The organism is Halomonas sp. OfavH-34-E, from assembly GCF_024124525.1.
Classification (GTDB): domain Bacteria; phylum Pseudomonadota; class Gammaproteobacteria; order Pseudomonadales; family Halomonadaceae; genus Halomonas; species Halomonas litopenaei.
The window spans coordinates 23,904-50,869 of the sequence record NZ_JAMXRY010000011.1 but is presented as its reverse complement, the minus strand read 5'-3'; the positions used below and the strand labels follow the sequence as shown (position 1 = coordinate 50,869).

Annotated in this window: 21 protein-coding genes; 19 read left to right on the top strand and 2 right to left on the bottom strand. The window is 63.5% G+C overall.

What is annotated here, in order from left to right:
* Positions 1-7 precede the first annotated feature (7 nt).
* From mltB to NH448_RS06890, 11 genes are all read left to right on the top strand, one after another.
* The gene (gene mltB, locus NH448_RS06940; protein ID WP_045992678.1) at positions 8-1,060 is read left to right on the top strand and encodes a lytic murein transglycosylase B; all 1,053 of its coding nucleotides are present in this window, start codon (positions 8-10) and stop codon (positions 1,058-1,060) included.
* On the top strand, positions 1,057-2,085 hold the full coding sequence (locus NH448_RS06935; RefSeq protein WP_213227286.1) for a septal ring lytic transglycosylase RlpA family protein: 1,029 nt from the start codon (positions 1,057-1,059) through the stop codon (positions 2,083-2,085). Before mltB ends, NH448_RS06935 begins: the two co-directional genes overlap by 4 nt.
* Before the next feature lie 140 nt (positions 2,086-2,225).
* The gene (locus tag NH448_RS06930) at positions 2,226-3,446 is read left to right on the top strand and encodes a D-alanyl-D-alanine carboxypeptidase family protein (RefSeq protein ID WP_083970391.1); all 1,221 of its coding nucleotides are present in this window, start codon (positions 2,226-2,228) and stop codon (positions 3,444-3,446) included.
* A 143-nt stretch (positions 3,447-3,589) separates the two neighbouring features.
* Positions 3,590-3,898 carry a DUF493 domain-containing protein gene (locus NH448_RS06925; RefSeq protein WP_045992676.1) on the top strand — a complete coding sequence of 103 codons (309 nt, stop codon included), beginning with the start codon at positions 3,590-3,592 and terminating at the stop codon, positions 3,896-3,898.
* Positions 3,898-4,569, top strand: a complete 672-nt coding sequence (gene lipB / locus NH448_RS06920) for a lipoyl(octanoyl) transferase LipB (RefSeq protein ID WP_045992675.1) — start codon at positions 3,898-3,900, stop codon at positions 4,567-4,569. The genes NH448_RS06925 and lipB overlap by 1 nt, the downstream gene beginning before the upstream one ends.
* A gap of 67 nt (positions 4,570-4,636) precedes the next feature.
* Positions 4,637-5,638 (top strand): lipoyl synthase, encoded by a 1,002-nt coding sequence (gene lipA, locus NH448_RS06915; protein ID WP_045992674.1) that lies wholly within the window; start codon positions 4,637-4,639, stop codon positions 5,636-5,638.
* 224 nt (positions 5,639-5,862) lie between these two features.
* Positions 5,863-8,568: a DUF3141 domain-containing protein gene (locus NH448_RS06910; RefSeq protein ID WP_253028632.1), complete on the top strand. Its 2,706-nt coding sequence runs from the start codon at positions 5,863-5,865 to the stop codon at positions 8,566-8,568.
* A gap of 332 nt (positions 8,569-8,900) precedes the next feature.
* Positions 8,901-11,534 carry a type I DNA topoisomerase gene (gene topA, locus NH448_RS06905; RefSeq protein ID WP_253028626.1) on the top strand — a complete coding sequence of 878 codons (2,634 nt, stop codon included), beginning with the start codon at positions 8,901-8,903 and terminating at the stop codon, positions 11,532-11,534.
* Positions 11,531-11,998: a DUF6586 family protein gene (locus NH448_RS06900; RefSeq protein ID WP_045992672.1), complete on the top strand. Its 468-nt coding sequence runs from the start codon at positions 11,531-11,533 to the stop codon at positions 11,996-11,998. The genes topA and NH448_RS06900 overlap by 4 nt, the downstream gene beginning before the upstream one ends.
* Before the next feature lie 216 nt (positions 11,999-12,214).
* Entirely contained in the window at positions 12,215-12,781 is a 567-nt protein-coding gene (locus NH448_RS06895) for a L,D-transpeptidase (RefSeq protein ID WP_253028625.1), read from the top strand.
* A gap of 198 nt (positions 12,782-12,979) precedes the next feature.
* Positions 12,980-13,243, top strand: a complete 264-nt coding sequence (locus tag NH448_RS06890; protein ID WP_045992670.1) for an Lpp/OprI family alanine-zipper lipoprotein — start codon at positions 12,980-12,982, stop codon at positions 13,241-13,243.
* A gap of 475 nt (positions 13,244-13,718) precedes the next feature.
* Here NH448_RS06890 and NH448_RS06885 read toward each other — a convergent pair whose 3' ends face one another.
* Entirely contained in the window at positions 13,719-14,774 is a 1,056-nt protein-coding gene (locus NH448_RS06885) for a L,D-transpeptidase family protein (protein ID WP_108132833.1), read from the bottom strand.
* 117 nt (positions 14,775-14,891) lie between these two features.
* A complete protein-coding gene (mfd, locus tag NH448_RS06880; protein ID WP_253028624.1) occupies positions 14,892-18,341 on the bottom strand; it encodes a transcription-repair coupling factor in 3,450 nt (1,149 codons plus the stop codon).
* A gap of 183 nt (positions 18,342-18,524) precedes the next feature.
* Between mfd and NH448_RS06875 the strand changes: the two genes are divergently transcribed.
* From NH448_RS06875 to nqrM, 8 genes are all read left to right on the top strand, one after another.
* Positions 18,525-19,982, top strand: coding sequence for a glyceraldehyde-3-phosphate dehydrogenase (locus tag NH448_RS06875; RefSeq protein ID WP_045992667.1), 1,458 nt, complete (start codon positions 18,525-18,527; stop codon positions 19,980-19,982).
* Between the two features lie 294 nt (positions 19,983-20,276).
* Positions 20,277-21,626, top strand: a complete 1,350-nt coding sequence (locus tag NH448_RS06870; protein ID WP_108132831.1) for a Na(+)-translocating NADH-quinone reductase subunit A — start codon at positions 20,277-20,279, stop codon at positions 21,624-21,626.
* Positions 21,626-22,852 carry an NADH:ubiquinone reductase (Na(+)-transporting) subunit B gene (locus tag NH448_RS06865; protein ID WP_045992665.1) on the top strand — a complete coding sequence of 409 codons (1,227 nt, stop codon included), beginning with the start codon at positions 21,626-21,628 and terminating at the stop codon, positions 22,850-22,852. The genes NH448_RS06870 and NH448_RS06865 overlap by 1 nt, the downstream gene beginning before the upstream one ends.
* Positions 22,852-23,670 (top strand): Na(+)-translocating NADH-quinone reductase subunit C, encoded by an 819-nt coding sequence (locus NH448_RS06860; RefSeq protein WP_045992664.1) that lies wholly within the window; start codon positions 22,852-22,854, stop codon positions 23,668-23,670. The genes NH448_RS06865 and NH448_RS06860 overlap by 1 nt, the downstream gene beginning before the upstream one ends.
* Before the next feature lie 2 nt (positions 23,671-23,672).
* The gene (locus NH448_RS06855) at positions 23,673-24,341 is read left to right on the top strand and encodes an NADH:ubiquinone reductase (Na(+)-transporting) subunit D (protein ID WP_045992663.1); all 669 of its coding nucleotides are present in this window, start codon (positions 23,673-23,675) and stop codon (positions 24,339-24,341) included.
* Position 24,342: 1 nt separating this feature from the next.
* Positions 24,343-24,960, top strand: coding sequence for an NADH:ubiquinone reductase (Na(+)-transporting) subunit E (gene nqrE, locus NH448_RS06850; RefSeq protein WP_045992662.1), 618 nt, complete (start codon positions 24,343-24,345; stop codon positions 24,958-24,960).
* Between the two features lie 63 nt (positions 24,961-25,023).
* On the top strand, positions 25,024-26,256 hold the full coding sequence (nqrF, locus tag NH448_RS06845; protein ID WP_045992661.1) for an NADH:ubiquinone reductase (Na(+)-transporting) subunit F: 1,233 nt from the start codon (positions 25,024-25,026) through the stop codon (positions 26,254-26,256).
* Between the two features lie 341 nt (positions 26,257-26,597).
* Positions 26,598-26,855, top strand: coding sequence for a (Na+)-NQR maturation NqrM (gene nqrM / locus NH448_RS06840; RefSeq protein ID WP_045992660.1), 258 nt, complete (start codon positions 26,598-26,600; stop codon positions 26,853-26,855).
* Positions 26,856-26,966: the final 111 nt, after the last annotated feature.

Below are 26,966 nucleotides of genomic sequence, written 5' to 3'. Positions count from 1 at the left end.
AAGATCGATGACAGTACCCCTGGTCCAGGGAAGGAAAGGCCTCGGCGCGGCGTTGTGTGGGCTTCTGGCCTCGCTGTCGCTGGCGGCCCAGGCGCAGGATTTCGCCTCGCCGGAGGTCGACGCGATGATGGATCGGCTCGAGCGCCAGGGCGTCTCGCGCCAGTGGCTGGAGCGCGCCATGGCCAGGGCAGAGTTCCAGCCGTCGGTGCTCGAGGCCATGAGCGGTGCCGCCGAGCATCACCTGACCTGGGAGCGCTATCGTGGCATCTTCCTCGGTGAAGAGCGCATCAACGAGGGCGCGGCCTTTATCGAGGCCCATCGTGACGCCTTCGATCGCGCTGAAGCGCGTTATGGTGTGCCGCCGGAGGTGATCGCTGCGATTATCGGCGTCGAGACCCGCTACGGGCGTATCACCGGTGATCATCGGGTGCTCGATTCGCTGTCCACGCTGGCCTTTCATCATCCCCGGCGCGGTGAGTTCTTCGAGGGGGAGCTCGAGGCCTTTCTCGACATTGCCTACCAGCAGAACGTCGATCCCGGAGCCTTGAAGGGCTCCTACGCCGGTGCCATGGGCTATCCCCAGTTCATTCCCACCAGCTACCAGGCCTACGCGGTCGACTTCAACGACGACGGCCAGCGCAACCTGTGGACCGATCCGGTGGATGCCATCGGCAGTGTGGCCAACTATTTCGCCGAGCACCGCTGGCAGGCGGGTGGCACCCTGTACTGGGAGGCCGAAGGCCCCAGCTCGGTGCCGTCCTCGATTCGCTTCAACCGCACCGATCCGCCCTACGCCCGTGTTGCCGAACTGGAAGCCCAGGGCATCCAGCCGGTGGAGCCGCTGCCGGGGGATGCCAAGGTGGTGCCGCTGGCTTTGGACATGGAAGACGGCAGCACCCACTACCGCCTGGGTGGGGCCAACTTCTACGTGATCACCCGCTATAACCACAGCCACCTCTACGCCATGGCGGTCACGGAACTGTCGGAGGCCATCGCCGAGGTGCGCTCGCTGGGAAAGCCCCAGTGGTGGCATGCCCTGGACACGGAGGTGAGTTCATGACCCTGCGCGCGCCCTTGTTGCCGACCCTGTCGCTGCTGGTGGCCCTGACCGGTTGTGCCGGCGGTGGCGGGACCGCCCCGGAGACCACTCAGCAGGCGGCCGCGACGCCTCAGGATTCGCGGGCGACGGCGGGTGGGCGCTATGCCATGAGCGGCGACGCCTATCCCGAGACGCCGCCGGACGTCAGTCAGGTCCCGGACGCGGTGCCGCGCGACGAGCCACGCTCACGCGCCGGCAACCGCTCGACCTATGAGGTGTGGGGCAAGACCTACCATGTGCTGGATGACCCGAGTGGCTATCAGCGCGAGGGTACCGCTTCCTGGTACGGTCAGAAGTTCCACGGCTACGCGACCTCCAACGGCGAGATCTATGACATGTACAAGATGACGGCGGCGCACAAGTCGCTGCCGTTACCGACCTTCGCCCGGGTGACCAACCTGGACAACGGGCGGTCGGTGATCGTGCGAGTCAACGATCGCGGCCCCTTCCACGACGACCGCGAGATCGATCTGTCCTACGCAGCGGCCGCGCGGCTCGATATTCTCGACCATGGCACGGGCCGGGTGCGGGTCAGCGTGATCGATCCCGATCAATGGCAGGCCAGTCGCGGCGCGGGTGCGTCGAGCGACTCGGCCAGCGGGGGTGTGCGCGCTGCGCCAGCCAGTACTGGGACCAGAACTACGGCCAGTACCACAGCCAGTACTACAGCCCGTGCTGCACCCAATGCGGCGCCCAGCGCGCCGTCCGCCGCGTCGCCGGCAGCAGGCCAGAGCGCCCCGCAGGCGCCCGCGGCCGGGACTCCCGGCATCTATATTCAAGTGGCAGCCCTGGGGTCGGCGGACAGCGCCCGAGACCTCAAGGCGGATCTGGAGACGCGGTTGAATCAGCAGGTGCGTGTGGCCAGCGCCGCCGGTCTGCACAAGGTGCAGGTCGGGCCGCTGGCGAGTCGTGGGCAGGCGGAGCCGGTCCGCGAACGCTTGCGCCAGGCGGGATTCGCGCAGACCTTTGTCGTCGATGCTCGCTAGGTGTCGACGAAGTGCAGCCGACGCCTCGCTGATCGTCCGGCCGGTCGATGCCGGCGGTTCCAGTGAGGCCGGCTGTTGGAAGCATTGTGCGGTGGCCCTGATCACCGCTTTCCCTGATTGTTGTAACGAGACATTTCACCATGATCGCTAAGTCATCCTTTACTCGCCGCTGGTTGCCCGTGGCCTTTGTATGTGCGGCCCTGGTGGCACCCCTGACGAGTGCTCAGCAGCCCGACTCGCCGACACCGGACGTGCCAGAGCCCCAGGTCATGATCCCGGCACCGCCTCAGCTGGCGGCCAAGTCCTGGATCCTGATCGACGCCAACAGCGGACGAGTCCTGGCCGAGCACAATTCTGACCAGCGCCTGCCGCCGGCCAGCCTGACCAAGCTGATGACGGCGTACCTGGTCGAACGTGAGCTTGATCGGGGCAACATCCAGCCCGACGACATGGTGCCGATCAGCGAGAAGGCCTGGCGTACCGGTGGCTCGAAGATGTTTGTCGAGGTCGGTACTCGTGTCTCCGTCGAGGAACTGCTCCACGGTATCGTCATTGTCTCCGGCAACGACGCCAGCGTCGCCATGTCCGAGTATCTGGCCGGCGGCGAGGACCCCTTTGCCGACCTGATGAACCAGCACGCCACCCAGCTGGGCATGGAGAACACCCACTACGAGAACGCCACCGGGCTGCCGTCGGAGAATCACTACTCCTCGGCACGGGACCTGATGCGTCTGGCCAGGCACATCATTCTGGACTACCCGGAACACTACGCCATCTACAGCCAGAAGCACTTCACCTACAACGGCATCGAACAGGCCAACCGCAACCGTCTGTTGTGGCGCGACCCCAGCGTCGACGGCCTCAAGACCGGCTGGACCGAAGAGGCCGGCTACTGCCTGGTGTCCTCGGGCCAGCGTGATGACATGCGCTTGATCTCGGTGGTGATGGGGACCAGCTCCGAAGAAGCCCGTGCCCAGGAAACCCAGAAGCTTCTGAGCTATGGCTTCCGCTACTACGAGACACTGAAGCTTTATGACCGTGGCGCCGTACTCAACACGCCGCGGGTGTGGGAAGGCAGCACCAACGAGCTCAAGGTGGGCGTCGACAATGGCGTCTACATGACCGTGCCGCGCAACCGAAATGACGAGCTCACCGCGCGCCTGGACATCGACAGTGGCTTGACCGCGCCCATCGCCGCCGGCCAGCGGGTCGGCACCATGGAGGTGCGCCTCGGGGACGAGGTGGTCGGCGAGCGTGACCTGGTGGCGCTGGAAGCGGTAGAGCAGGGTGGGCTGTTCAAGCGCATGATCGACAAGGTCCAGCGCTTCTTCAGCGACCTGGTCGGCGGCTGGTTCGACTGATCGTCCCTGTGGTGCGGCCCTGGCGTCAATGCGCGCCCTGTGGTCGCCTGACGCCGGCCGTGGTGAGCCGCCTCGGCTGGCGTCCTTGGTCGTGATGCCAAGGTTGAGTAGAATACTCGGGTATCCATTGTAAGGGGCATCGGATGAACGACAGGACCTTTCGCGATCTGCGCACCCAGGCAGGGCCGGATCCGGCGGATGTCACCATCACCTTTCCCTGCGACTATCCGATCAAGGTGGTCGGAGATGCTGCCGAGGACTTCGCCGCCACCGTCAGCCAGATCGTGCATCGCCATGATCCGACCTTCGAGGGCAGCAGTCTCGAGGTGGTCGACAGTCGCAATGGGCGTTTCCAGTCGGTGCGGTTGACCATGCGCGCCACCGGTGAAGCCCAGCTCAAGGCGTTGTTCGACGAACTCAAGGCCACAGGCCGCGTGCACATGGTGGTGTGATGGAGGCGATCGACGTCTATCATCTGGGGCTCAAGCCCTATCGGCCAGTGTGGCAGGCGATGCGCGAACTGACCGACACCCGAGATGGCGATACGCCTGACCAGATCTGGGTGGTCCAGCACCCGCCGGTGTTCACCCAGGGCCAGGCAGGCAAGCCCGAGCATCTGTTGATGCCGGGCGAGATCCCGGTGGTGGAGACCGATCGCGGCGGGCAGGTGACCTACCACGGCCCGGGTCAGCTTGTGCTGTACCCACTGATCGATGTCAAGCGTGCCAGACTGGGGGTCCGAGACCTCGTCAGTGCGCTGGAAGACAGCGTGGTCGATGCCCTGGGCGAGCATGGTATCGAGGCAAGCGCCCGGCCTGACGCGCCTGGCGTGTACGTCGGTGAACGCAAGATTGCCTCGTTGGGGTTGAGGATTCGACGGGGTGCCAGTTTTCATGGCATCGCGGTCAATCTCGAGGTCGATCTCACGCCATTTTCGTTTATCAACCCATGTGGCTACGCTGGACTCGAGATGACCCGGCTGGCCGATCTGGTCTCTTCGAGGCTGGACATGGAAGCCGAAGCGCGTCGGCTATTGCGCACGCTGGCGACGCGACTGGGACAACGCGAACTGATCGAGCGCCCCGGCTTGCCGGGAGTGCTCGACGCCCACAATTTTGACTGATCGCACAGGGCACGCCGAAGGCCGTCACAGCAACGTGTCTCCCGAGCGATCCTCACAGGACAGTGAAATGACAGACAGTTCCGCCATCCAGGCGGCGGCCGCCGCCGCCAAGGCCAAGAAGAACGCCCGCAGCGAAAGGGGAGTGAAGCTTCGCGGCGCCGACAAGGTGGCGCGGATCCCGGTCAAGGTGATCCCTACGGAGGAGATTCCGCGCAAGCCGGACTGGCTCAGGGTACGCATGCCGGTGTCCAAGGAAGTCACCCGTATCAAGGAGACCCTGCGACGTCATGGCCTGCACACCGTCTGCGAGGAAGCCTCATGCCCCAACCTGGGCGAGTGCTTCAACGGCGGTACCGCCACCTTCATGATCATGGGCGATATCTGTACCCGCCGCTGCCCGTTCTGTGATGTGGCTCACGGGCGTCCCAACGCCCTGAACGAGCGCGAGCCGCGCGAACTGGCCGAGGCCATCGCCGAGATGCGCCTGAACTATGTGGTGGTGACCTCCGTCGACCGTGACGATCTGCGTGACGGCGGTGCCCAGCACTTCGTCGACTGCATCCGCGAGATTCGTCGTGATAGCCCGAGCATCGAGATCGAGGTACTGGTGCCGGACTTTCGTGGTCGCATGGAGGTGGCGCTGGACATCCTCGAGACCACGCCGCCCGACGTCTTCAACCACAACCTGGAGACGGTGCCGAGTCTGTATCGCAAGGTGCGGCCGGGGGCCGACTATCAGTGGTCGCTGGACCTGCTCAAGGGCTACAAGGCGCGCCGTCCCGAAGTGATGACCAAGTCTGGCTTGATGCTGGGTGTCGGCGAGACCGACGAGCAGGTCATCGAGGTGATGCGCGACCTGCGTGCCCACGACGTGGACATGCTGACCCTGGGGCAGTACATGCAGCCGTCTCGCAATCACCTGCCGGTGGATCGCTGGGTGCCGCCGTCCACGTTCGACTGGTTCGCCGAGCAGGGGCGCGCCATGGGCTTCACCCACGTGGCTTCCGGCCCGTTGGTGCGCTCGTCCTACCATGCCGATCAGCAGGCACACGGTATCGAAGTGAAGTAGAGCGAAAGCGGTATTTTAGCTACCCACAACGCCCGGCATTGCCGGGCGTTGTGTTTTTGAGCGTACCCGCTCTACAGTGAATCTCCTACACGATGTGCAGCTCCGAAAGGAGGGGGCTTCGCAGTACCTGCATTATTGCGCTATATTGCACTGCAACAAGTGCGCAGACGCAAGGATCGCCTGCTGCGCATCACGCAACCCTGGGAGCCTATATGAATGCGTTGATGCCAAGCGCCACCGCGCCCCTGTTCGCGCTGGCGGAACCCTTTGCTCCACTGTTCGACCCCTTCGGCTTCGGCCGTGCCGCGGCCGACTACTGGCGTGACAGCGTCGAGCGCAGCATCCTCTACTGGGATGTCATGCGCCAGCGCGGCAACGAATACCTCGAACATATCGAGAAGACCCGCCCCACCGTACTTGGCTTCGATACCGACATCGTGATGGAAGGCGAGACCCTGCCTCGCCCCGTCAACTATGAGCTTTTGCGCGTGCACCCGCCCGAGGGTGTAGAGACCGATGAACTGGCACGCCCCTTCGTGGTGGTCGACCCGCGCGCCGGGCATGGCCCGGGTATCGGTGGCTTCAAGCCCGACAGCGAGATCGGTATCGCACTGCGCGCCGGCCATCCCTGCTACTTCATCGCCTTCATGCCCTATCCCGTCCCGGGGCAGCGGGTCGAGGACGTGGTTGAAGCCGAGGTCACCTTCCTGCGCCACGTCGCGGAGCTGCATCCCGATAGCGAAAAACCGATGGTCGTGGGCAACTGTCAGGCGGGCTGGCAGATCATGATGGCGGCAGCGCTCGAGCCCGAGCTGTTCGGACCGATCCTGATCGCCGGTGCACCGCTGTCCTACTGGGCCGGGGAGCGCGGCAAGGCGCCGATGCGCTATACCGGCGGCATGACCGGCGGCAGCTGGGCCACCCATATGCTCTCGGACATGGGCGATGGCCTGTTCGACGGGGCCTGGCTGGTGCAGAACTTCGAACGCCTCAATCCGGCCAACACCTGGTGGGACAAGCAGTACAACCTGTACGCCCATGTCGATACCGAAGCCGATCGCTATCTTCAGTTCGAGCGCTGGTGGGGCGGCCATGTGGTGCTGGGTGGAGAAGAGATCCAGTACATCGTCGACAACCTGTTTGTCGGCAATCGCCTGTCCACGGCCCAGCTTGTGACGTCCGACGGGCGCCGTATCGATCTTCGCAACGTGCGCTCCCCGGTGGTGGTGTTCTGCTCACAAGGTGATGACATCACGCCGCCGCCTCAGGCGCTTGGCTGGGTGCGTGATCTCTACGACGGCGTCGACGACATCATCGCCAACGAGCAGACCATCGTCTACTGCGTCCATGACAAGACCGGCCACCTCGGCATCTTCGTTTCCGGCAGCGTCTCGCGCAAGGAACACGCCGAGTTCACCGCCAACATGGACTACATCGACGTGCTGCCGCCGGGGCTCTACGAGACCACCGTGTCCAAGGCCAGCGAGCGGCCCGACGCCGAATTGATCGAGCGGGACTACCTGCTGGAGTTCTCTACCCGGGACCTCGACGACCTGAATCAGGTGGTCAAGCATAGCCCCGAGGACGAGCTGCGTTTCGCCACGGTGGCCAGGGTCTCGGAGATCAATCTGGGGCTCTATCGTCAGTTCCTGCAACCCTGGATTCGTGCCGTGTCGACACCCGAGTCGGCTCGCTGGATGCGCAAGATGCACCCCAATCGCATGGGCTATCGCCTGCTGTCCGATCGTAATCCGATGATGTCGTCGTTGCCGGTGATGGCGGAGTCGGTGCGCAAGCATCGTCATGAACTCGGTGATGACAACATCTTCCGAGTGTATGAGGACATCGGGTCGAGCCTGATCTCGCGGAGTCTGGATGCCTGGCGGGTACTGCGCGATCGCGCCCTCGAGAAGGCCTTCCTTGACCTCTACGGTCAGCCGCTGTTGCAGTCGCTGGTGGGGCTGAAAGGCGCCGTGGAGGGTGAGCGTCAGGTGCCTGGCTCCGAGCCGGAGCGTCGTCGCTTTATCCAGCGTCGCCAGCAGGAGGTGCGCGAGCAGGTGGCGCAAGGCGGCGCCCACGAGGCCGTGATGCGCTCGGTGATCTTCGTGCTGGGTGGTGCTCCTGCTACCGATGGCCGCAATTTCCGCCGCCTGCAGGCGTCACGCAGCGAGCTTGAGCCGGAGCTGCGGCTGGAAGACTTCAAGCATCTGATGCGCGATCAGTTTTTTATCCTGAAGCAGGATCGTGAGGCTGCGCTGGAGGCCATTCCCGAGCTGCTCAAGGGGCTCGATGCCAAGACGATCGACGGCCATATCGAGCATATCGAGCATGTACTGGCGGCCAGCGGTGAGCTCAGCGAGCACGCCGCCGCTCGTTTCGAGCGTATCAAGGCGCTGTTTGGCAAGGCCCGTCCGGCAACGCGTCGTACGGCCCGCCGCAGTGGTGGGGCCAGTGGTAACAGCAGCGCCAAGACGTCGCCGGCTAGCGGCACGTCAGCCAAGCGCGGCACTCGTCAATCTGCAAGCGAAGCTTCCCGCGTCGAAGGGCAGGCCCAGGCCGCGCCCAAGGCCGACGCCGAGCCTGCTGATGCGCCTGCGGCAAAGGCCCAGGCGAGGACCGAGGCGAAGCCGGCTGCCGAAGCGAAGCCTGAAACTAAACCTGAGGCCAAGCCCGAGACCAAGTCCGAGGCCAAGTCCGAGGCCAAGTCCGAGGCCAAGTCCGAGGCCAAACCGGCGGCTGACGCTAAAACTGAGGCCAAACCTGAGGCCAAGCCTGAGGTCGAGACCAAGCCTGTGGCTGAGGCCGAGCCCAAGGCTGCCCAGGCCGCCACGCCAGCCTCTCGCGAGGGAGGCAATGACGCCGAGAAGGCGCCTGCAGCGACCCGTCGGCGCAGCACTGGATCGCCCCGAGGGCAGCGGCGCAAGCGCTAGTCAAGCGCCTGACCGCCTTCGATGATCGAGTGTGAGACATCGACCATTCCGCTTGCCCCTGCTTCGTGCAGGGGCAAGTCGGTTCTGAGGGGCGGCTTGTCGGCCGTCGAGGTAAGGGCTAGTCTCTTGGCGATGTCAGGTGGACGCCAGGGCGTCAGTCGTGGGGAAACGGCTGGGCATGCGTCTAGCCTGCCTGGGGCTCGAACCGATGTGACTGGCGCGACGTTCGGCGCTGGGTTAGGGTAAGCGCATTTTTCCCGTCCACCATCGGCGGGAGTGGCACATACTGGCGTTCGCCAAGGAGCGCGGCGCCCTGACTACTGTGGAGTACTATGGGCAAGTCTCTGGTCATCGTCGAGTCGCCCGCCAAGGCGAAGACGATCAACAAGTACCTCGGCAACGAGTTCATCGTGAAGTCGAGCGTGGGTCACATCCGTGATCTTCCGACCAGCGGCTCTGGCAAGGCGGCTTCCGATCCCAAGGAGCGGGCTCGCCAGGCGGCCGCGACGCGCAAGATGTCGGCTGAGGAAAAGGCGGTCTACAAGCAGCAGAAGGCGCATAGCCAGCTGATACGACGCATGGGTATCGACCCTGACCATGGCTGGCAGGCCAACTACGAGATCCTGCCGGGCAAGGAAAAGGTCGTGGCCGAGCTCAAGAAGCTGGCGGAGAAAGCCGACACCGTCTATCTCGCGACCGATCTGGACCGCGAAGGGGAAGCCATCGCCTGGCACCTTCGCGAGACCATCGGTGGGGACGAGCAACGCTATCGCCGGGTGGTGTTCAACGAGATCACCAAGAATGCCATCCAGGAAGCCTTCACCGACCCCGGTCAGCTGAACATGCCCAGGGTCGAGGCCCAGCAGGCTCGCCGCTTCCTCGATCGTGTGGTGGGCTTCATGCTGTCGCCGCTGCTGTGGGCCAAGGTAGCCCGCGGGCTCTCGGCCGGTCGTGTCCAGTCGGTGGCCATGCGCCTGATCAGCGAGCGCGAAAGCGAGATTCGCGCCTTCGTGCCCGAGGAATTCTGGGACGTTCATGCCGACCTGGTGACGCCGGACGGCGAGGCCATCCGCTTCGAGCTGGTACGTCAGGATGGCAAGACGTTCAGGCCCACCAGCGAGAGCGAGACCCTCGAGCGCATCGCTGCGCTGCGCAAGGCCAGTCTTGCGATCACCTCGCGGGAAGACAAGCCGACCCGGTCCAAGCCCAACGCCCCCTTCATCACCTCGACGCTGCAGCAGGCCGCCAGTGGCCGGCTGGGGTTCTCGGTGAAGAAGACCATGACCCTGGCCCAGCGGCTCTACGAGGCGGGCTACATCACCTATATGCGTACCGACTCGACCAACCTGTCCCGCGAGGCAGTGGAGAGCGTGCGTGACTATATCGGTGAGGAGTTCGGCGATCGCTACCTGCCCGAAGCCCCTAACCGCTATTCCAGCAAGGAAGGCGCCCAGGAGGCTCACGAAGCCATCCGGCCGTCCGAGGTGTCCCGTCGCTCGACCGACCTGGCGGGCATGGAGCGGGATGCCGAGCGCTTGTACGAACTGATCTGGCGGCAGTTTGTCGCCTGCCAGATGACCCCGGCGGAATACCTGTCGTCGACCCTGAGCGTGGTGGTGGACGGCTACGAGCTCAAGGCCAAGGGCCGGGTGCTCAAGTTCGATGGCTACACCCGAGTGATGACCCCCATGGGGCGCAAGGAAGAGGATCAGGCGCTGCCGGATCTGGGCGAGGGCACCCCGATGCACCTCGACGCGCTGGACCCCAGGCAGCACTTCACCAAGCCGCCGGCCCGTTACACCGAAGCCAGCCTGGTCAAGGAGCTGGAGAAGCGCGGCATCGGTCGCCCCTCGACCTACGCCGCCATCATCTCCACCATCCAGGATCGTGGTTACGTCAAGCTCGAGAACCGACGGTTCTACGCCGAGAAGCTGGGCGACATCGTCACCGAGCGACTCAAGGAGTCGTTCCCCGACCTGATGGACTACTCCTTCACCGCGCGCATGGAGGATAGCCTCGACGAGATCGCCGAGGGCGAGCGTAGCTGGCGTGAGCTGCTCGACGCTTTCTATCAGGAGTTTCGCGGGGAGCTGGCCAAGGCCGAGAGCGACGAGGGGATGCGGCCAAATCAGCCGGTACCCACCGATATCGACTGCCCCACCTGCGGGCGCAAGATGCAGATTCGTACCGCCTCGACCGGTGTCTTCCTCGGCTGCAGCGGCTACAACCTGCCGCCCAAGGAGCGCTGCAAGACCACCATCGACCTGCTGCCGGGTGAAGAAGCTGTCGCCGCCGATGCCGGCGAAGAAGCCGAGACCGATGCCCTGCGTGCCAAGGAACGCTGTCCGGTGTGTTCCACCGCCATGGACAGCTACCTGATCGATGAAGGGCGCAAGCTGCATATCTGCGGTAACAGCCCCGACTGTGACGGCTACAAGATCGAACAGGGCAAGTTCCGCATCAAGGGCTACGACGGCCCGGTCATCGAGTGTGACAAGTGCGGCTCCGAGATGCAGCTCAAGTCCGGGCGCTTCGGCAAGTACTTCGGCTGCACCAGTGACAGCTGCAAGAATACCCGCAAGCTGTTGCGCAACGGTGAAGTAGCTCCGCCCAAGATGGATCCGATTCCGATGCCGGAACTGGCCTGCCAGAAGGTGGAAGACCACTACGTGCTGCGCGATGGCGCCAGCGGGCTGTTCCTGGCCGCCAGCAAGTTTCCCAAGAACCGGGAGACCCGTCCGCCTCTGGTCAAGGAACTGAAGCCCCACGCCGCCGAGCTGCCGGAGAAGTACCACCACCTGCTCGATGCGCCGGACCAGGACCCGGATGGGCGCCCGGCTCAAATTCGTTTCTCGCGCAAGCTCAAGGAGCAGTTCGTGATGACCGACGGCGACAATGGCAAGGCCAGTGGCTGGAAGGCGAGCTGGGACGGTAACAAGTGGGTGGTGGAGGACAAGCGCAAGTGACACCGCGGGCCCGCACCAATCAGTTGTTGTATCAGGCGCAGTTGCTGCTGGACGTGGCGCCGGGTGATGACGAGCACCAGGGCGCCAGAAAGAGGGCCAGCGAGGAGGGCGCCCTGGCGTTGTTCGAGCTGGCGATCGACGCCCTGCTGCGCGACGTCTGCGAGCACGCTCATCTGGCGGAACATGACTGGCGAAGCCTGTTGCTGGGTGATGACCCACCCGCCGTGGCCGAGGTTCATCGGCTACGTGAGCTGGCCCGCGACGGCAGCAGTTGGCTATACCGTGTCATCGGTCATCTCGAGGCGCTGCATGGCGATGAAGGTGCGAGTCGACCTCGCTCGCCGGCATTGTCCGGGGTAATTGCCGTGGACCGGCAGGCGGATCTGGGGCAGGAGTTGCAGCATTGCCTCGAGGCGGCCAAGGTCGAGATCGCCGCCTTACGCCAGACCAGTGAGGAATGGTAAAGGCAGAGTGTCGTCGGCCGGCGACGCTTCTGTGCGCCGTCGTTTGATAGCTGCGACAGAGCTCGTTTGCCTGCCGTGAAATCGGCCAGGTTCCGCGTGAAGTTCCGCAGAATCGGGATTACACTGCGTCACAGATGTTTTCGTTTATTCACAGTGAGTTTATCCATGTTCGCCCAGAGTCAACGTCGCCGTTTCATCCAAATGATACTTGGTGCCATGCTGCTACTCCCTCTGGGTGTCAGTGCCAGCATGGACATGGTAGAGGACCAGCTTCGCCGTGCCATTGTCCCGGACTCCTCCAGCGAGATCTGGGTCCTGATCGATAACCAGGACTCTCGCCTGACGGTGTATCGCGGGGGGGTGGAGCTGGCTCGATACTCACCGATTTCGGTCGGTAGAGGGGGCGCCAAGTCCCAGCGGGTCATGGGCGACAAGACCACGCCAAGAGGCGAGTTCCACGTCAATCGCTTCAACTTCGACAGCAAGTTCGACATCTTCATCGGCCTGGACTATCCGACGCCCACCCACGCCAGGATGGCGCTGGAGACGGGGCTGTACAGTCAGCAGGATTACGACGACTATTTCGACTACTATCGCCGGCATCGTAGCCCGCCCCAGCAGACGATCCTGGGCGGTTATATCGGCATACACGGAGTCGGCGATGGGGACATGGACATCCATCGCAACTTTGACTGGACCAACGGATGTGTCGCCGTGACCAATCATGAAATTCGGGAACTTTCCGGCTTGATTGATGTTGGCACTCGCGTCGTCATCCGCTAGTCTTTAGGGGCGCAAGGGACGTTCAAGACTATGGACAAGCGCCGTTGTGTATTATAAAACAGCGTTTGACTCCTGTGCTTAGCAGCACAAGTCGCTGCAAGAAAGGCCTGCCTTTGCAGGAAGCCTGATGGATACATACCCTGATCGGGTATGTTACTGTCACCAACGCAGTACCAAGGAAGACTCAAGGAGAACACCATGACTCTGAAGACTACCCTGAAGCTGACCGCCGCCGCCGCTTCTCTGGCCGTTCTGGCTGGCTGTGCTTCTTCCAGCGCTCTGGAAGAAGTCCGCATGACCGCTGAGTCCGCTCAGGCCGACGCTGCAGAAGCTCGCAGCATCGCCACTCAGGCTCAGAACACTGCCAACCAGGCACAGCGTGACGCTCAAGCGGCCCTGCAGCTGTCTCAGCAGAACCGCGAAGAGATGAACCGCATGTTCGAGCGCTCCATGCGCAAGTAATCGTTTCGCATCCCGTTCGCGGGATTGACCGACAGGACGTCAGGGTTTCATCGAAATCAGGTCGTCCAGGTCATGAAACGATAGGCTGAGGCCCCACCGAAAGGTGGGGCCTCAGTCGTTTGTGGCGTGTGATCATTGCATGACGATTGATGGTGGGCGGGAGCTGCCAGCCAATCGTCTGACCGCTGCCTGTTCCTTCATCTGACGGCTGCCGGTCTGGCTGCCTGTCCTGTCGCTTGTCTCCTGACGGCTGACTCTCCTCTGCCTGACGGCTGCCTGTCCTGTCGCTTGTCGCCTGACGGCTGCCTCTCCTCTGCCTGACGGCTGACTGCTGCGGATGCGTCGCTTGAGCTGGATCATGGTGTCGCCACCATGCCGGCGAGGCCCCCGCTGGAAATGTTGGCGCCAAAAAAAGGCGCCCCTGTCGGGGCGCCGTGCACGTCACGTGCTTGATGTGGTGCCTGTGGTCGCCGGTTCAGCCTTCGTGGCTGACCTGTCCCAGCAGGGCAGGCTCGTCGGCGATCAACTCGATATGGTCATAGAGGCTGCCAGGCAGCGGCTTGGGTTCTGCCGGGGTGGTGGTCTGCATGGCGACCGGAAGGCCGCTGGGCGTCTCCATGGCGCTACGCAGGCGCGCAAAGTCGACATCGTAGTCCTTGTCCTTGACGGCGGCCTCGACCTCCTCGATAGCGGCGGTCATGTCCTCGATCGGCGCGCCTTCTTCTTCGTCGAGGTAGGGGTAGGCCTGGACATAGAGGTGCTCGTCGGACCAGCCGAGCTTCAGCGGTTCGTTGACCAGTCGGACACGGGTGCCCACCGCGACTTGATCGAACAGATTCTCGACATCGTCGGGCAGCATGCGGATGCAGCCGTGAGTGACGCGCATGCCGACGCCCTCGGGCTTGTTGGTGCCGTGGATCAGGTAGCCGGGGATGCCCAGGCGCATCTTGCGCGTGCCCATGGGGTTGTCGGGTCCGGGCGGCACCACGCCGGGCAAGGGGTCGCCGGCCTCGGCGTGTTCGCGGCGAATGGAGGCAGGAGGATACCAGGACGGATTCTTGACCATCTGGGTGATGGTGGTGGAGCCCAGCGGCGTCTTCCAGTCCATGCGGCCCACGGCGATCGGGTAGGTCTGCACCGTACGCGGCTCGCCTTCCTTGGCCGGGGGGTAGTAGTAGAGGCGCATCTCGGCCACGTTGACCACGATACCGTTGCGCGGTGCATCGGGCAGGATGAACTGGGCCGGGATGGTCACTTCGGTACCCTCGCCGGGATACCAGATGCTGATGTCGGGGTTGGCGCGGGTGATGGCGTTGAAGCCGATGCCGTGCTCGTGTCCGATATCGATGAGGGTGTCTTCCTCGTCGGCTTCGACGGTGTAGACCTCACCGATCAGGTCGCCTTCTTCGGGCAGCAGGTAGTGGCCCCGGGGCAGGTCGTCGGCCGCCGCCAGAGGTGCCGCCAGCGCGCCCACAACGCCACACAGGGTGGCGAGGCGGACGAGTGGCCGGCGAAGTGAAGTCGAAGTCATTGCAGCAGTCTCGATAATGGGTGAAAGCCGGGGATTACCCGGCCGGAATTTGCGGTGTCCTATGTACATAGATTGCCCGCTAATGCGGCGTTGCGCCAGTCCCTTGCAAGGGATGGCTCAGGCCGCCTGAGTCTTTCGATTGAGTTGGTCCAGCAGCGCCTCGACGGCCTCGAAGCGGGTCTCCTCGACGGCCATATCGGCCTGGAAGCGCAGGGTGTCGGCGCCCTCCAGTCGATAGCGTTCCGGCGCCCCCTGGATCAGCCCCACCAGCGTCAGCGGATCCACCGCGGTCTGGCCGCCGAACAGCACGCGCCCGCGTTCGGCGCCTGCCTCCAGGCGCACGATACCGAGCCTTTCGGCGCGCTGCCTGAGGCGGGTCTGGCGCAGCAGCGTCTTGACCGGGGCGGGCAGCAGCCCGAAGCGATCGATCATCTCCACGCGCAGTTCCTTGAGCTCGGCCTCGTTGTCGGCGTTGGCGATGCGCTTGTACATCACCAGACGCTGCTGGACATCGGGGAGATAGTCGTCGGGAATCAGCGCCGGCAGATTTAGGCTGATCTCGACGCCTTCCTGCAGCGGTGCCTCGATATTCGGGGTGCGGCCCTCACGGATGGCTTTCACCGCCCGGTCGAGCATCTCCATATAGAGGCTGTAGCCCACTGCCTCCATCTGGCCGCTCTGTTCGTCGCCCAGCAGTTCGCCGGCGCCGCGGATTTCCATGTCGTGGCTGGCCAGGGTGAAGCCAGCGCCCAGGTCCTCGGCCTGGCCGATCGCCTCGAGGCGCTTGACCGCATCTCGGGTGATCGAGCGAGGCGGCGGCGCCAGCAGGTAGGCGTAGGCCTGGTGGTGGCTGCGGCCTACCCGGCCGCGCAGCTGGTGGAGCTGGGCCAGTCCGAACTTGTCGGCACGCTCGATGATGATGGTGTTGGCGCTGGGCACGTCGATGCCGGTCTCGATGATGGTCGAGCACACCAGCACGTTGAAGCGCTTGTGATAGAAGTCGGACATCACCCGCTCCAGCGAGCGCTCGGGCAGCTGCCCATGGGCCACCGCGACGCGGGCGTCGGGCACCAGTTCGCGGACCTTCTCGGCGGCTGTCTCGATGGTCTTGACCTCGTTGTGCAGGTAATAGACCTGGCCACCGCGCAGTATCTCGCGCAGGATCGCCTCCTTGATCACGGCTTCTTCCCGCTGCTGGACGAAGGTCTTCACCGACAGGCGTCTGGCCGGTGGGGTGGCGATGATCGACAGGTCGCGGATGCCGCTCATGGCCATGTTGAGGGTTCGCGGGATCGGCGTTGCGGTCATGGTCAGTACGTCGACCTCGGCACGCAGGGTCTTGAGCCTTTCCTTCTGGGACACGCCGAAGCGATGTTCTTCATCGATGATGACCAGCCCCAGCTCCGGGAAGTCGAGCTTCCGAGACAACAGCTTGTGGGTGCCGATGACGATATCGACCTTGCCTTCGCGAACGCGCTTGAGGGTGTCCGTCTGACTGCCGCTGCTGGTGAAGCGGGACAACAGCTCGATATCCACCGCGGTATCGGCGAAGCGGTCGCGGAAGTTCTCGAAATGCTGGCGGGCGAGCAGGGTGGTCGGCACCAGCACCACCACCTGGCGCCCGGACTGTACCGCAAGAAAGGCGGCACGCATGGCGACCTCGGTCTTGCCGAAGCCGACGTCGCCGCAGACGACACGGTCCATCGGGCGCGGTGCGGTCATGTCCTGGATCACCGCCTGGATGGTGACCCGCTGATCCGGCGTCTCCTCGAACGGGAAGTTGGCGACGAAGCGAGCGTACTCTTCATCCGGGGCGGCACAGGCGAAGCCTTCCCGGGCCTCGCGGCGGGCATAGATGTCGAGCAGCTCGGCGGCGGTATCGCGGATCTTCTCGGCGGCCTTGCGCTTGGCCTTTTCCCACTGTTCCGAGCCCAGTCGATGCAGCGGTGCCAGTTCATCGTCGGCACCGGCGTAGCGGGAAATAAGGTGCAGGCTGTCCACCGGCACGTAGAGCTTGGCGCCGTCGGCGTACTCGAGGCTGACGAATTCGGCCGCCTGGCCGCCGGCTTCCAGCGTTTCCAGCCCGCGGTAGCGGCCGACGCCATGGGACTGGTGGACCACCGGGGCGCCGACCTTGAGTTCGGAAAGATGGCGTACGGCGAGTTCGTTGTCGTCGGTGGCCTTGGCCTGGCGGCGGGTCTGGCGCACGATCTCGCCGAACAGTTCCGTCTCGGTGATCACACTGACCGCGGGGGAGCCGAGCGACAGGCCGCTGGAGAGCTGCCCCTCGGCGATGGCCAGGCGAGAGCTGCCGGCGAGGAAGTCGGAAAATCCGTCCGCGGCGTCCAGTGCACCGGTAGCGGGGGCCAGGGTCTCCTCCAGCGCTTCCCGACGCCCACGGGACTCGGCCACGAACAGCACCCGGCGCTCTGCGTGCTCGTTCAGAAAGCCTCTGAGCGCCGCCAGCGGATCCTTTGCCCTGGCATTGATCGCCACCTGGGGGGCGTCGCTGGCATCCGAGGGATGGGCGTGGGGATGCTCGCTGTCTGCCGTCAGCTCGACCCTGGGGTGGGTCTTGATCAGCCCGAACAGTTCCGCTTCCGGGATGAAGGCACGGTGGGGCGGCAGCAGGGGGCGGGTCGGATCGACGCCGAGATTTTCGTAGCGGCTGGTGATCGCCTGCCAGTGGTGCTCGGCGGCTTCGCGGCAGCCGGACATCAGGGCGACGCGGGTATCCGCGGGAAGATGGTCGAACAGTGAAGCGGTGGCCTCGAAGAACAACGGCAGATACTGCTCGAGTCCGGGTGAGGGGATGCCCTTCAGCGCATCGACATAAAGCGGGCACTGGCGTGGGTCGACGTCGAACAGGGTCTCGAAGCCTTCACGAAAGCAGGCGATGGCCGAGCGTGACAGCGAATACTCGTGCGCCGGCAGCAGGTCGATCCGCTCGACCTTGTCGAGGCTGCGCTGGGTGTCGGGGTCGAAGCTCCTGAGGGTGTCGATCTCGTCGTCGAACAGGTCGATGCGCAGCGGATGGTCGCTGCCCATGGGAAAGAGATCGATCAGGGCGCCACGCAGGGCGTATTCACCCGGCTCGAAGACGGTCTCCACCGCCCGGTAGCCCGCCCGTGACAGCTGTTCGCGGAAGGTCTCCCGTTGCAGGGTGGCGCCGACCTCCAGGGTCAGCACCCGTCCGGCGATATAGTCCACGGGCGGCAGACGCTGCATCAGGGTATTGATCGGTACCAGCACGATGCCGTGCACACCATCCTGCAGATGCCGGAGGGTGCGCAGCCGCGACGAGACGATGTCCTGATGGGGCGAAAAGCTGTCGTAGGGCAGCGTCTCCCAGTCGGGGAAGGGCAGTACCGGCACGTCGGCATAGAAGGCCAGTTCGTTCTCGAGCCTCAGTGCCTCGGCGGTATCCTGGGTAATCACCAGCAGTGGCGCGTCGGCAGCCAGGCGCGAAAGCGCCAGGGCGCTGGCGCTGCCGGCGGGCGTGGTGAGGTACAGGGTGTCACGGGCGCCCTGGGGATGCGGCGGATCGAGCGGCGAAAAGGTAGGCATAGAGGATGTCGTTTCGCTGGCGTTCAGAGGTCGAGCAGGCATCATACCAGCCCGATCTCGCTCATGTAGTCAAACCGCGATTTGTGTAACGGGCCTACAGGAGGTGCGACCATACAGTCATTGCCCCTTTCAAGGGGGGGGCTGATAATACGCTCGTTTCCCCATCAGACTTAGAGGTCTCTCGTGAGCCAGCAACCCGATATCGTCTTCCAGCAATGGCACGACAACCAGGCCGTGGCCGAGCAGATGATCCCGCTGATCGGCAGCCTGTATCGTCGCAATAACGTGGTCACCACCATGTTCGGACGTTCGCTGTTCAACCGCAGCGTCATCCGCATCCTCAAGGACCATCGTTTCGTCAGGAAGATCGAAGGTACCGAGTTGTCGGTGCAGGATACCTTCCCGCTGGTGCAGGCGATGACCCAGCTGAATCTGGGGCCGGCTCACGTCGATGTGGGCAAGCTGGGTGTGGCATTCAAGAAGCAGGGCGGTGGCGATGCGCTGGCGTTCATGCGCGAGCAGCTGGCCGAGATCGTCGACTGTCACGATCCTGACGCCGGCAATGGCGAGCCCAAGGACGTTGTGCTCTACGGCTTCGGCCGGATCGGCCGGATCCTGGCCCGCGTGCTGATCGAGAAGGCCGGTGGCGGCAACCTGCTGCGCCTCAAGGCCATCGTGGTGCGCGGTCGTGGCGATATCGCCAAGGATCTGGAAAAGCGCGCCAGCCTGCTGCGTCGTGACAGCGTTCACGGTCCCTTCGACGGCACCATCAGCGTGTGCCCGGAGACCCGCACCCTGACCGCCAACGGCAACGTGATCCAGGTCATCTACGCCGATTCGCCGAGCGATGTGGACTACACCGCCTACGGCATCAACAACGCCGTGGTGGTCGACAACACCGGTATCTGGCGCGACGAGGCTGGCCTCGGTCAGCACCTGGAGTGCAAGGGCGTGTCCAAGGCGCTGCTGACCGCTCCGGGTAAGGGCGACCTGAAAAACATCGTCTATGGCATCAATCATGGCGACATCACCCAGGATGATCGCATCATCTCTGCGGCGTCCTGCACCACCAACGCCATCGTGCCGGTATTGAAGGTGATGAACGACGAATACGGCATCGAGCATGGCCACGTCGAGACCGTTCACTCCTACACCAACGATCAGAACCTGATCGACAACTACCACAAGGGTGACCGTCGCGGACGCAGCGCACCGCTGAACATGGTGCTGACCGAGACCGGTGCTGCCAAGGCGGTTTCCAAGGCACTGCCGGAGCTGGGTGGCAAGCTGACCGGCAACGCCATCCGCGTGCCCACGCCCAATGTGTCGATGGCGATCCTCAACCTGTCGCTCGAGCGCGAGACCGACGCCGAGTCGCTCAACGACTACCTGCGCCGCATGTCCATCGACTCGGCCTTCCAGAAGCAGATCGACTTCGTCGACTCGCCGGAGGTGGTCTCCACCGACTTCGTCGGCAACCGTCACGCCGGCATCGTCGACGCCAAGGCGACCATCGCCCAGGGCCGCCACGCGGTGGTCTATGTGTGGTACGACAACGAGTTCGGCTACAGCTGCCAGGTGATTCGTATCCTGCAGCAGATCTCCAACGTGGCCTTCTGTAAGCTGCCGCGTCACGCCTAGTCCGTGCCGAGCGGGGCGAGAGTCTCGCGTTGAGGTAGCTCGAATACCCCTTGCCAACCTTGTTTGGCAAGGGGTTTTTCTGTTTGGGATGGAAGCGGTTTTGCAGAATCACGCAGTTCTGCGACGTTCGATCATGTGGTCAATCCACTGGCTTGTCTTTATAATGCTGGGGATTTTTCGGGGTGGTTCGATGTCGCCTCGGCGTGACTGGTGATGCGTGGCTTATAACAAGAATTCCTCTCATTTCCACCGAACCTCCGTCCATTATCTACGATCCATCAACTGGGCGAGTCTATGATCGAAGTCAAGAAAGGCCTGGATCTCCCCATCACGGGAGCGCCGGAGCAGCGTATCGAGGATGCGCGACCGGTGCGCCACGTGGCGCTCCTGGGGACCGACTATATCGGCATGAAGCCGACCATGGAGGTCAAGGAGGGGGACAAGGTCAAGCTGGGCCAATTACTGTTCACCGACAAGAAGATCGAGGGCGTGCGCTTTACCTCGCCGGCCTCGGGTGAAGTAGTGGCGATCAATCGCGGGGAAAAGCGCAGGCTTCTGTCGGTGGTGATCGAGGTCGACGACAGCGCCGAGGCCGAGTCCTTCACGGCCCATGGCCGCGATGCGCTCGAGTCCCTCGAGCGTCAGACCGTGGTCGACCAACTGGTGGAGTCCGGTCTGTGGACCGCGCTGCGCACTCGCCCGTTCTCGCGTACCCCGGCGCCCGACGCCGTACCCACCGACATCTTCGTCACCGCCATCGACACCCAGCCGCTGGCCGCCGATCCGTCGCTGGTCATCAACGAGCAGGCCGAGGCGTTCGAGGACGGCCTCAAGGTGCTGGGACGACTGACCGAGGGCAAGGTGTTCCTGTGCACCGCCACCGATGCCCAGATTCCGGGCACCAAGGTCAAGGGCGTCCACCACGAGAGCTTCGCCGGTCCCCATCCTGCGGGCCTGGTCGGTACCCACATTCACTTCCTTTCCCCGGTGTCGCTGCAGCGTCGCGTCTGGCACATCGGCTATCAGGACGTGATCGCCTTCGGCAAGCTGTTCAGTGAAGGCAAGCTGGATCTGAGCCGAGTGGTCGCCGTAGGCGGCCCGCGTGCCGAGCGTCCGCGTCTGGTGCGTACCCGTGTGGGTGCCAGCACTGACGAGCTGCTGGATCACGAGATCAAGTCCGCCGATGACACCCGCGTCATCAGCGGAGGCGTGTTCTCCGGCTTCACCGCCGAAGGCAGCCTGCGCTACCTGGGCCGCTTCCACAACCAGATCACCCTGCTGGAAGAGGGCAACAAGCGTGCCTTCATGGGCTGGTTGTCGCCGGGTGCCAATCGTCACTCGGTACTGGGTATCTACCTGTCGAGCCTGAAGGGCCTGCGCAACTATGCGCCGACCACCTCGACCAATGGCTCCGAGCGCGCCATGGTGCCGGTGGGTGCGTATGAAAAGGTGATGCCGCTGGACATCATGCCCACGCAGCTCTTGCGTTCGCTGATCGTCGGCGACATCGAGTCGGCGATGGAGCTCGGCTGCCTCGAGCTGGATGAAGAAGACCTGGCGCTGTGCACCTATGTGTGCCCGGGCAAGTATGAGTACGGTCCCATCCTGCGTGACAACCTCACCATGATCGAGAAAGAGGCCTGATGATGGGTATTCGACAGACACTCGACAATCTCGAGCCGCACTTTCACAAGGGTGGCAAGTACGAGAAGTTCTATCCGCTGTACGAGGCGGTGGACACTATCTTCTATGCGCCTCCCAGCGTGACCAAGACCACGGCTCACGTGCGTGACGGCATCGACCTCAAGCGCATGATGATCACGGTGTGGTTCTGCACCTTCCCGGCCATGTTCTTCGGCATGTGGAACGCTGGCTGGCAGGCCAACGAGGCCATTGCCGCGGGTTACGACTCCATGGGCGGCTGGCGCGAGATGATCCTGCTGACCTTCGCCGGTGGCCACGATGCCGGCAGCCTGTGGTCCAACTTCGTGCTGGGCGCTACCTACTTCCTCCCGATCTACCTGGTGACCTTCGTCATCGGTGGCTTCTGGGAAGTGCTGTTCGCGATCAAGCGCGGCCACGAGGTCAACGAAGGCTTCTTCGTCACCTCCGTGCTCTACGCCCTGATCCTGCCGGCTACCATCCCGCTGTGGCAGGTGGCGCTCGGCATCACCTTCGGTGTGGTGATCGGCAAGGAAATCTTCGGTGGTACCGGCAAGAACTTCCTCAACCCGGCGCTGACCGGTCGTGCCTTCCTGTACTTCGCCTATCCGGCGCAGATCTCCGGTGATGCCGTGTGGGTCGCCGCTGACGGCTTCACCGGTGCTACGCCGCTGTCTACCGCCTATCAGAGCGGTATGGCCGCACTGCAGGACCAGTACAGCTGGTGGGACGCCTTCCTTGGCTTCATTCCCGGCTCCGTGGGTGAGACCTCGACGCTTGCCATCCTGATCGGGGCGGTGGTGCTGATCGGCATGAAGATCGCCTCGTGGCGGATCGTTGCCGGCGTGTTCCTCGGCATGGTAGCGATGAGCTCCATTCTCAACCTGATCGGTTCCGACACCAACGCCATGTTCGCCATGCCCTGGTACTGGCATCTGGTGGTGGGTGGCTTCGCCTTCGGCATGGTGTTCATGGCCACCGATCCCGTGTCGGCGTCCATGACCAACCCGGGTCGCTTCATCTTCGGCGCCCTGATCGGTGTGATGACGGTACTGATCCGTGTGGTCAACCCGGCCTTCCCCGAGGGCATCATGCTGGCGATCCTGTTCGCCAACCTGTTCGCGCCGCTCATCGATCACTTCTTTGTTCAGGCCAACATCAAGCGTCGCGCCAAGCGCACCGCTGTCGTGGCCGAGGAGACCGCCTGATGGCACAAGGTAACAACTCCATCAAGAAGATCCTGACGGTCGCCTTCTCCCTGTGTATCGTCTGCTCGATCATCGTGTCGACGGCGGCGGTGGGACTCAAGGCGCGCCAGGAGCGCAACCAGGAGCTGGATCGCAAGTCCAACATCCTGGCCGTGGCCGACCTGTACGAACCGGGCATGGACGTCGGCAAGGAGTTCTCCCAGGCGGTGACCGCCAAGGTCGTCGATCTCGACACCGGGGAGTACACCGATGAGGTCGATCCCGAGACCTATGACGGCTTCCAGGCCGCCAAGGATCCGGCCCAGTCGCGCACCCTGTCCGGGGAGAAGGACATCGCCGGTCTCGGCCGTCAGGAGCAGTACTCCACCATCTATCTGGTCGGTGACGAGAACAACCCCGAGCAGATCGTGCTGCCGATTCGTGGCCAGGGCCTGTGGGGCCTGATGCGCGGCTACCTGTCTGTACAGGGTGACGGCAACACCATCGGCGGGATCACCTTCTATTCCCACGCCGAGACACCTGGCCTGGGTGGCGAGGTCGACAACCCGCGCTGGAAGGCGCAGTGGGAAGGCAAGGAAATCTACGCCTCGAGCGACACCATGGAGCCGGCCATCCAGCTGGTGAAGGGTGGTGCCAGCGAGTCCACCGAGGTCGACGCCCTGTCCGGCGCGTCTCTGACCAGCCGCGGCGTGACCAAGCTGGTGCAATTCTGGCTGAGCGAGGAAGGCTTCGGTCACTACCTGGCGCGCTTCCGCGATGGCGTGGACAGCCAGGCCAGCGCCGACGCCAGCCCCTCTGACGACAGCGAAGGAGCCTGACGATGTCTGCACCGACTCCCAAGGGCGTCATCCTGACGCCGATCTTCAAGAACAACCCCATCGCCCTGCAGATCCTCGGTATCTGTTCGGCGCTGGCGGTGACCTCGAGCCTCAGCGTCTCGCTGGTCATGAGTCTGGCCGTGATCTTCGTGACGGCGTTCTCGAGCATGTTCGTCTCGCTGATCCGCAATCACATTCCGTCCTCCATCCGTATCATCGTGCAGATGACCATCATCGCCTCGTTGGTGATCGTGGTGGACCAGATCCTCAAGGCCTTTGCCTATGAGATGTCCAAGCAGCTGTCGGTATTCGTCGGTCTGATCATCACCAACTGCATCGTGATGGGCCGCGCCGAAGGCTTTGCCATGACCAACACCCCGACGCTGTCGTTCCTCGACGGTGTCGGCAACGGTCTGGGCTACGGCTTCATCCTGATGACCGTCGGCTTCTTCCGCGAGCTGTTCGGCTCCGGCAGCCTGTTCGGCGTGACCATCCTGGAAACCGTGCAGAACGGTGGCTGGTACGTGCCCAACGGCCTGCTGCTGCTGCCGCCGTCCGCCTTCTTCATCATCGGTCTGATCATCTGGGTGCTGCGCAGCCTCAACCCGGAGCAGGTCGAGGACAACGAGTTCGTGATGAAGGAAAACACCCAGCCGAAGGAGGCCGTGTAACATGGAACACTATCTGAGCCTTTTCGTTGCCTCGGTGTTCGTGGAGAACATGGCACTGGCGTTCTTCCTGGGCATGTGTACCTTCATGGCCGTGTCCAAGAAGGTATCCTCGGCCATCGGTCTGGGCATCGCCGTGGTAGCGGTACTGACCATCACCGTGCCGGTGAACAACCTGATCCTCGAGTATCTGCTGGCGGAAGGCGCGCTGTCCTGGACCGGCATCGCCGGCGCCGAGAACATCGACCTGTCGTTCCTGGGTCTGCTGTCCTACATCGGCGTCATCGCCGCACTGGTGCAGATCCTCGAGATGTTCCTCGACAAGTTCGTGCCGGCGCTCTACAACGCCCTCGGCGTGTTCCTGCCGCTGATCACCGTGAACTGCGCCATCCTCGGTGGCACCCTGTTCATGGTCGAGCGCAGCTACAACTTCGGTGAGTCCGTGGTCTATGGCCTGGGCGCCGGTGTCGGCTGGGCGCTGGCGATCACCGCCCTGGCCGGTATCCGCGAGAAACTGAAGTACAGCGATGTGCCCGCTTCCCTGCAGGGACTGGGCATCACCTTCATCACCGTGGGTCTGATGTCCCTGGGCTTCATGTCCTTCTCCGGCATCCAGCTCTGAGTGCCCTGCACCGGGGGCTCTGGCCCTCGGTGCAGGCCCTAACCCTAGCAATAGGAAACCGACATGGTTGATACAACAGTCATCGTGCTCGGCGTCGTCATGTTCACCATCATCGTCATCAGTCTGACGGCGGTGATCCTGGCGGCCCGCTCCAAGCTCGTGAGCTCGGGCGATGTGACCATCGAGATCAATGACGATCCCGAGAACACCCTGACCACCCAGGCCGGCGGCAAGCTGCTCAACACCCTGGCGGCCAATGGCATCTTCCTGTCCTCCGCCTGTGGCGGCGGCGGCTCCTGCGCCCAGTGCAAGTGCCGGGTCGAGGAGGGCGGCGGCTCGATCCTGCCCACCGAGGAAAGCCACTTCACCCTGCGCGAGAAGAAGGTCGGCTGGCGTCTGTCCTGTCAGGTACCGGTCAAGCAGGACATGAAGATCCAGGTCCCCGAGGAAGTGTTCGGCGTCAAGAAGTGGGAATGCGAGGTCATCGAGAACCCCAACGTCGCCACCTTCATCAAGGAGCTGAACCTGAAGCTGCCGGAAGGCGAGGAAGTGGCCTTCCGTGCCGGCGGCTATGTGCAGCTGGTGGCACCGGCCTACGACATCAAGTTCTCCGACTTCGATATCGAGGAAGAGTACCGCGGCGACTGGGAGAAATTCGGTCTGTTCGACGTCTCGCACAAGAACACCGAAGAGGTCATTCGTGCCTACTCCATGGCCAACTATCCGGAAGAGAAGGGTATTCTCAAGTTCAACATCCGGATCGCGACGCCTCCGCCCAACTCCAGCCACCCGCCTGGCCTGATGTCCACCTACGTCTTCAGCCTGAAGCCGGGTGACAAGGTCACGGTGATGGGGCCCTTCGGTGAGTTCTTCGCCAAGGACACCGACGCCGAGATGGTCTTCATCGGTGGTGGTGCCGGCATGGCGCCGATGCGCAGCCACATCTTCGACCAGCTGAAGCGTCTGAACAGCGAGCGCAAGATGACCTTCTGGTACGGCGCACGCTCCTGGCGCGAGACCTTCTACAACGAAGAGTACGACAAGCTGGCCGAAGAGCATGAGAACTTCGACTGGCACCTGGCACTGTCCGACCCCCAGCCGGAAGACAACTGGGAAGGGCCGACCGGGTTCATCCACAACGTGCTCTACGACATGTACCTCAAAGACCATCCGGCTCCCGAGGACTGCGAGTACTACATGTGCGGGCCGCCCATGATGAACGCCTCCGTCATCAAGATGCTGCTGGATCTCGGCGTCGAGCCCGAGAACATCATGCTGGATGACTTCGGCGGCTGATCACGCGCCTGTCCGTGTGCCCAAGGGCACCTTGCGAGCCCCGCCCCGTGCGGGGCTCGTTGGTTTGTGCGCCTTGTGATTTTGCCGCGAGAGGAGTTCTGGCATAATTGTCGCGCCGACTCGAGAATGCCCCGCGGACTCTCCTGGGAGGACACGGGACCTTGTCGAGTCGGTACCTTCAACGCCTCGGGCGTATGGCGACGGCCATTCGTTGTTCCGCCCAGGGATATCTCTTGTCCAACCGCTGTCCAATGGGAGAAAGGCAGGCGATGGTGTTCGCGACAAAGTGTTCGCGAGAAAGTGACCAGAGCTATCCTGCCCCATCCAGCGAGGAGTCCATCATGACCATCTACCTTATCGTTTTCGGTGCCATGCTGCTGATCATCGGCGCCATGGCGATCGGTGTCATTCTTGGCCGCAAGCCCATCGCCGGCTCCTGCGGCGGGCTCAACCAGCTTGGCCTGAAGGACGGCTGCGAGATCTGCGGCGGCAAGGATGAGGTGTGCGAGGAAGAATCGAAGAAGCGCGCCACCAGTCAGCGTCGCCAATCCGACGAGAATCGCGGACTGGACCTGGGCTACGACGCGACTCGTCGCTGAGCGGCAGCATCGACGCCCCCTGACCATGACGGCGCCTCTCGAGGCGCCGTCCTCATGATAAGCAGTGCCCGGCATCTCACATCCGGGTCGGTTTCCAGGAGAAGGAAGACA

Bases quoted from the DNA above. Each gene is read 5' to 3' on its own strand.
- nqrE (WP_045992662.1), top strand. From the start codon at position 24,343: ATGGAACACTATCTGAGCCTTTTCGTTGCCTCGGTGTTCGTGGAGAAC.
- NH448_RS06885 (WP_108132833.1), bottom strand. From the start codon at position 14,774: ATGACTTCGACTTCACTTCGCCGGCCACTCGTCCGCCTCGCCACCCTG.
- mltB (WP_045992678.1), top strand. From the start codon at position 8: ATGACAGTACCCCTGGTCCAGGGAAGGAAAGGCCTCGGCGCGGCGTTG.
- lipA (WP_045992674.1), top strand. From the start codon at position 4,637: ATGACAGACAGTTCCGCCATCCAGGCGGCGGCCGCCGCCGCCAAGGCC.
- NH448_RS06855 (WP_045992663.1), top strand. From the start codon at position 23,673: ATGTCTGCACCGACTCCCAAGGGCGTCATCCTGACGCCGATCTTCAAG.
- NH448_RS06910 (WP_253028632.1), top strand. From the start codon at position 5,863: ATGCCAAGCGCCACCGCGCCCCTGTTCGCGCTGGCGGAACCCTTTGCT.
- NH448_RS06895 (WP_253028625.1), top strand. From the start codon at position 12,215: ATGCTGCTACTCCCTCTGGGTGTCAGTGCCAGCATGGACATGGTAGAG.
- topA (WP_253028626.1), top strand. From the start codon at position 8,901: ATGGGCAAGTCTCTGGTCATCGTCGAGTCGCCCGCCAAGGCGAAGACG.
- lipB (WP_045992675.1), top strand. From the start codon at position 3,898: ATGGAGGCGATCGACGTCTATCATCTGGGGCTCAAGCCCTATCGGCCA.
- NH448_RS06890 (WP_045992670.1), top strand. From the start codon at position 12,980: ATGACTCTGAAGACTACCCTGAAGCTGACCGCCGCCGCCGCTTCTCTG.
- mfd (WP_253028624.1), bottom strand. From the start codon at position 18,341: ATGCCTACCTTTTCGCCGCTCGATCCGCCGCATCCCCAGGGCGCCCGT.
- NH448_RS06860 (WP_045992664.1), top strand. From the start codon at position 22,852: ATGGCACAAGGTAACAACTCCATCAAGAAGATCCTGACGGTCGCCTTC.
- NH448_RS06865 (WP_045992665.1), top strand. From the start codon at position 21,626: ATGATGGGTATTCGACAGACACTCGACAATCTCGAGCCGCACTTTCAC.
- NH448_RS06930 (WP_083970391.1), top strand. From the start codon at position 2,226: ATGATCGCTAAGTCATCCTTTACTCGCCGCTGGTTGCCCGTGGCCTTT.
- NH448_RS06870 (WP_108132831.1), top strand. From the start codon at position 20,277: ATGATCGAAGTCAAGAAAGGCCTGGATCTCCCCATCACGGGAGCGCCG.
- nqrM (WP_045992660.1), top strand. From the start codon at position 26,598: ATGACCATCTACCTTATCGTTTTCGGTGCCATGCTGCTGATCATCGGC.
- nqrF (WP_045992661.1), top strand. From the start codon at position 25,024: ATGGTTGATACAACAGTCATCGTGCTCGGCGTCGTCATGTTCACCATC.
- NH448_RS06935 (WP_213227286.1), top strand. From the start codon at position 1,057: ATGACCCTGCGCGCGCCCTTGTTGCCGACCCTGTCGCTGCTGGTGGCC.
- NH448_RS06925 (WP_045992676.1), top strand. From the start codon at position 3,590: ATGAACGACAGGACCTTTCGCGATCTGCGCACCCAGGCAGGGCCGGAT.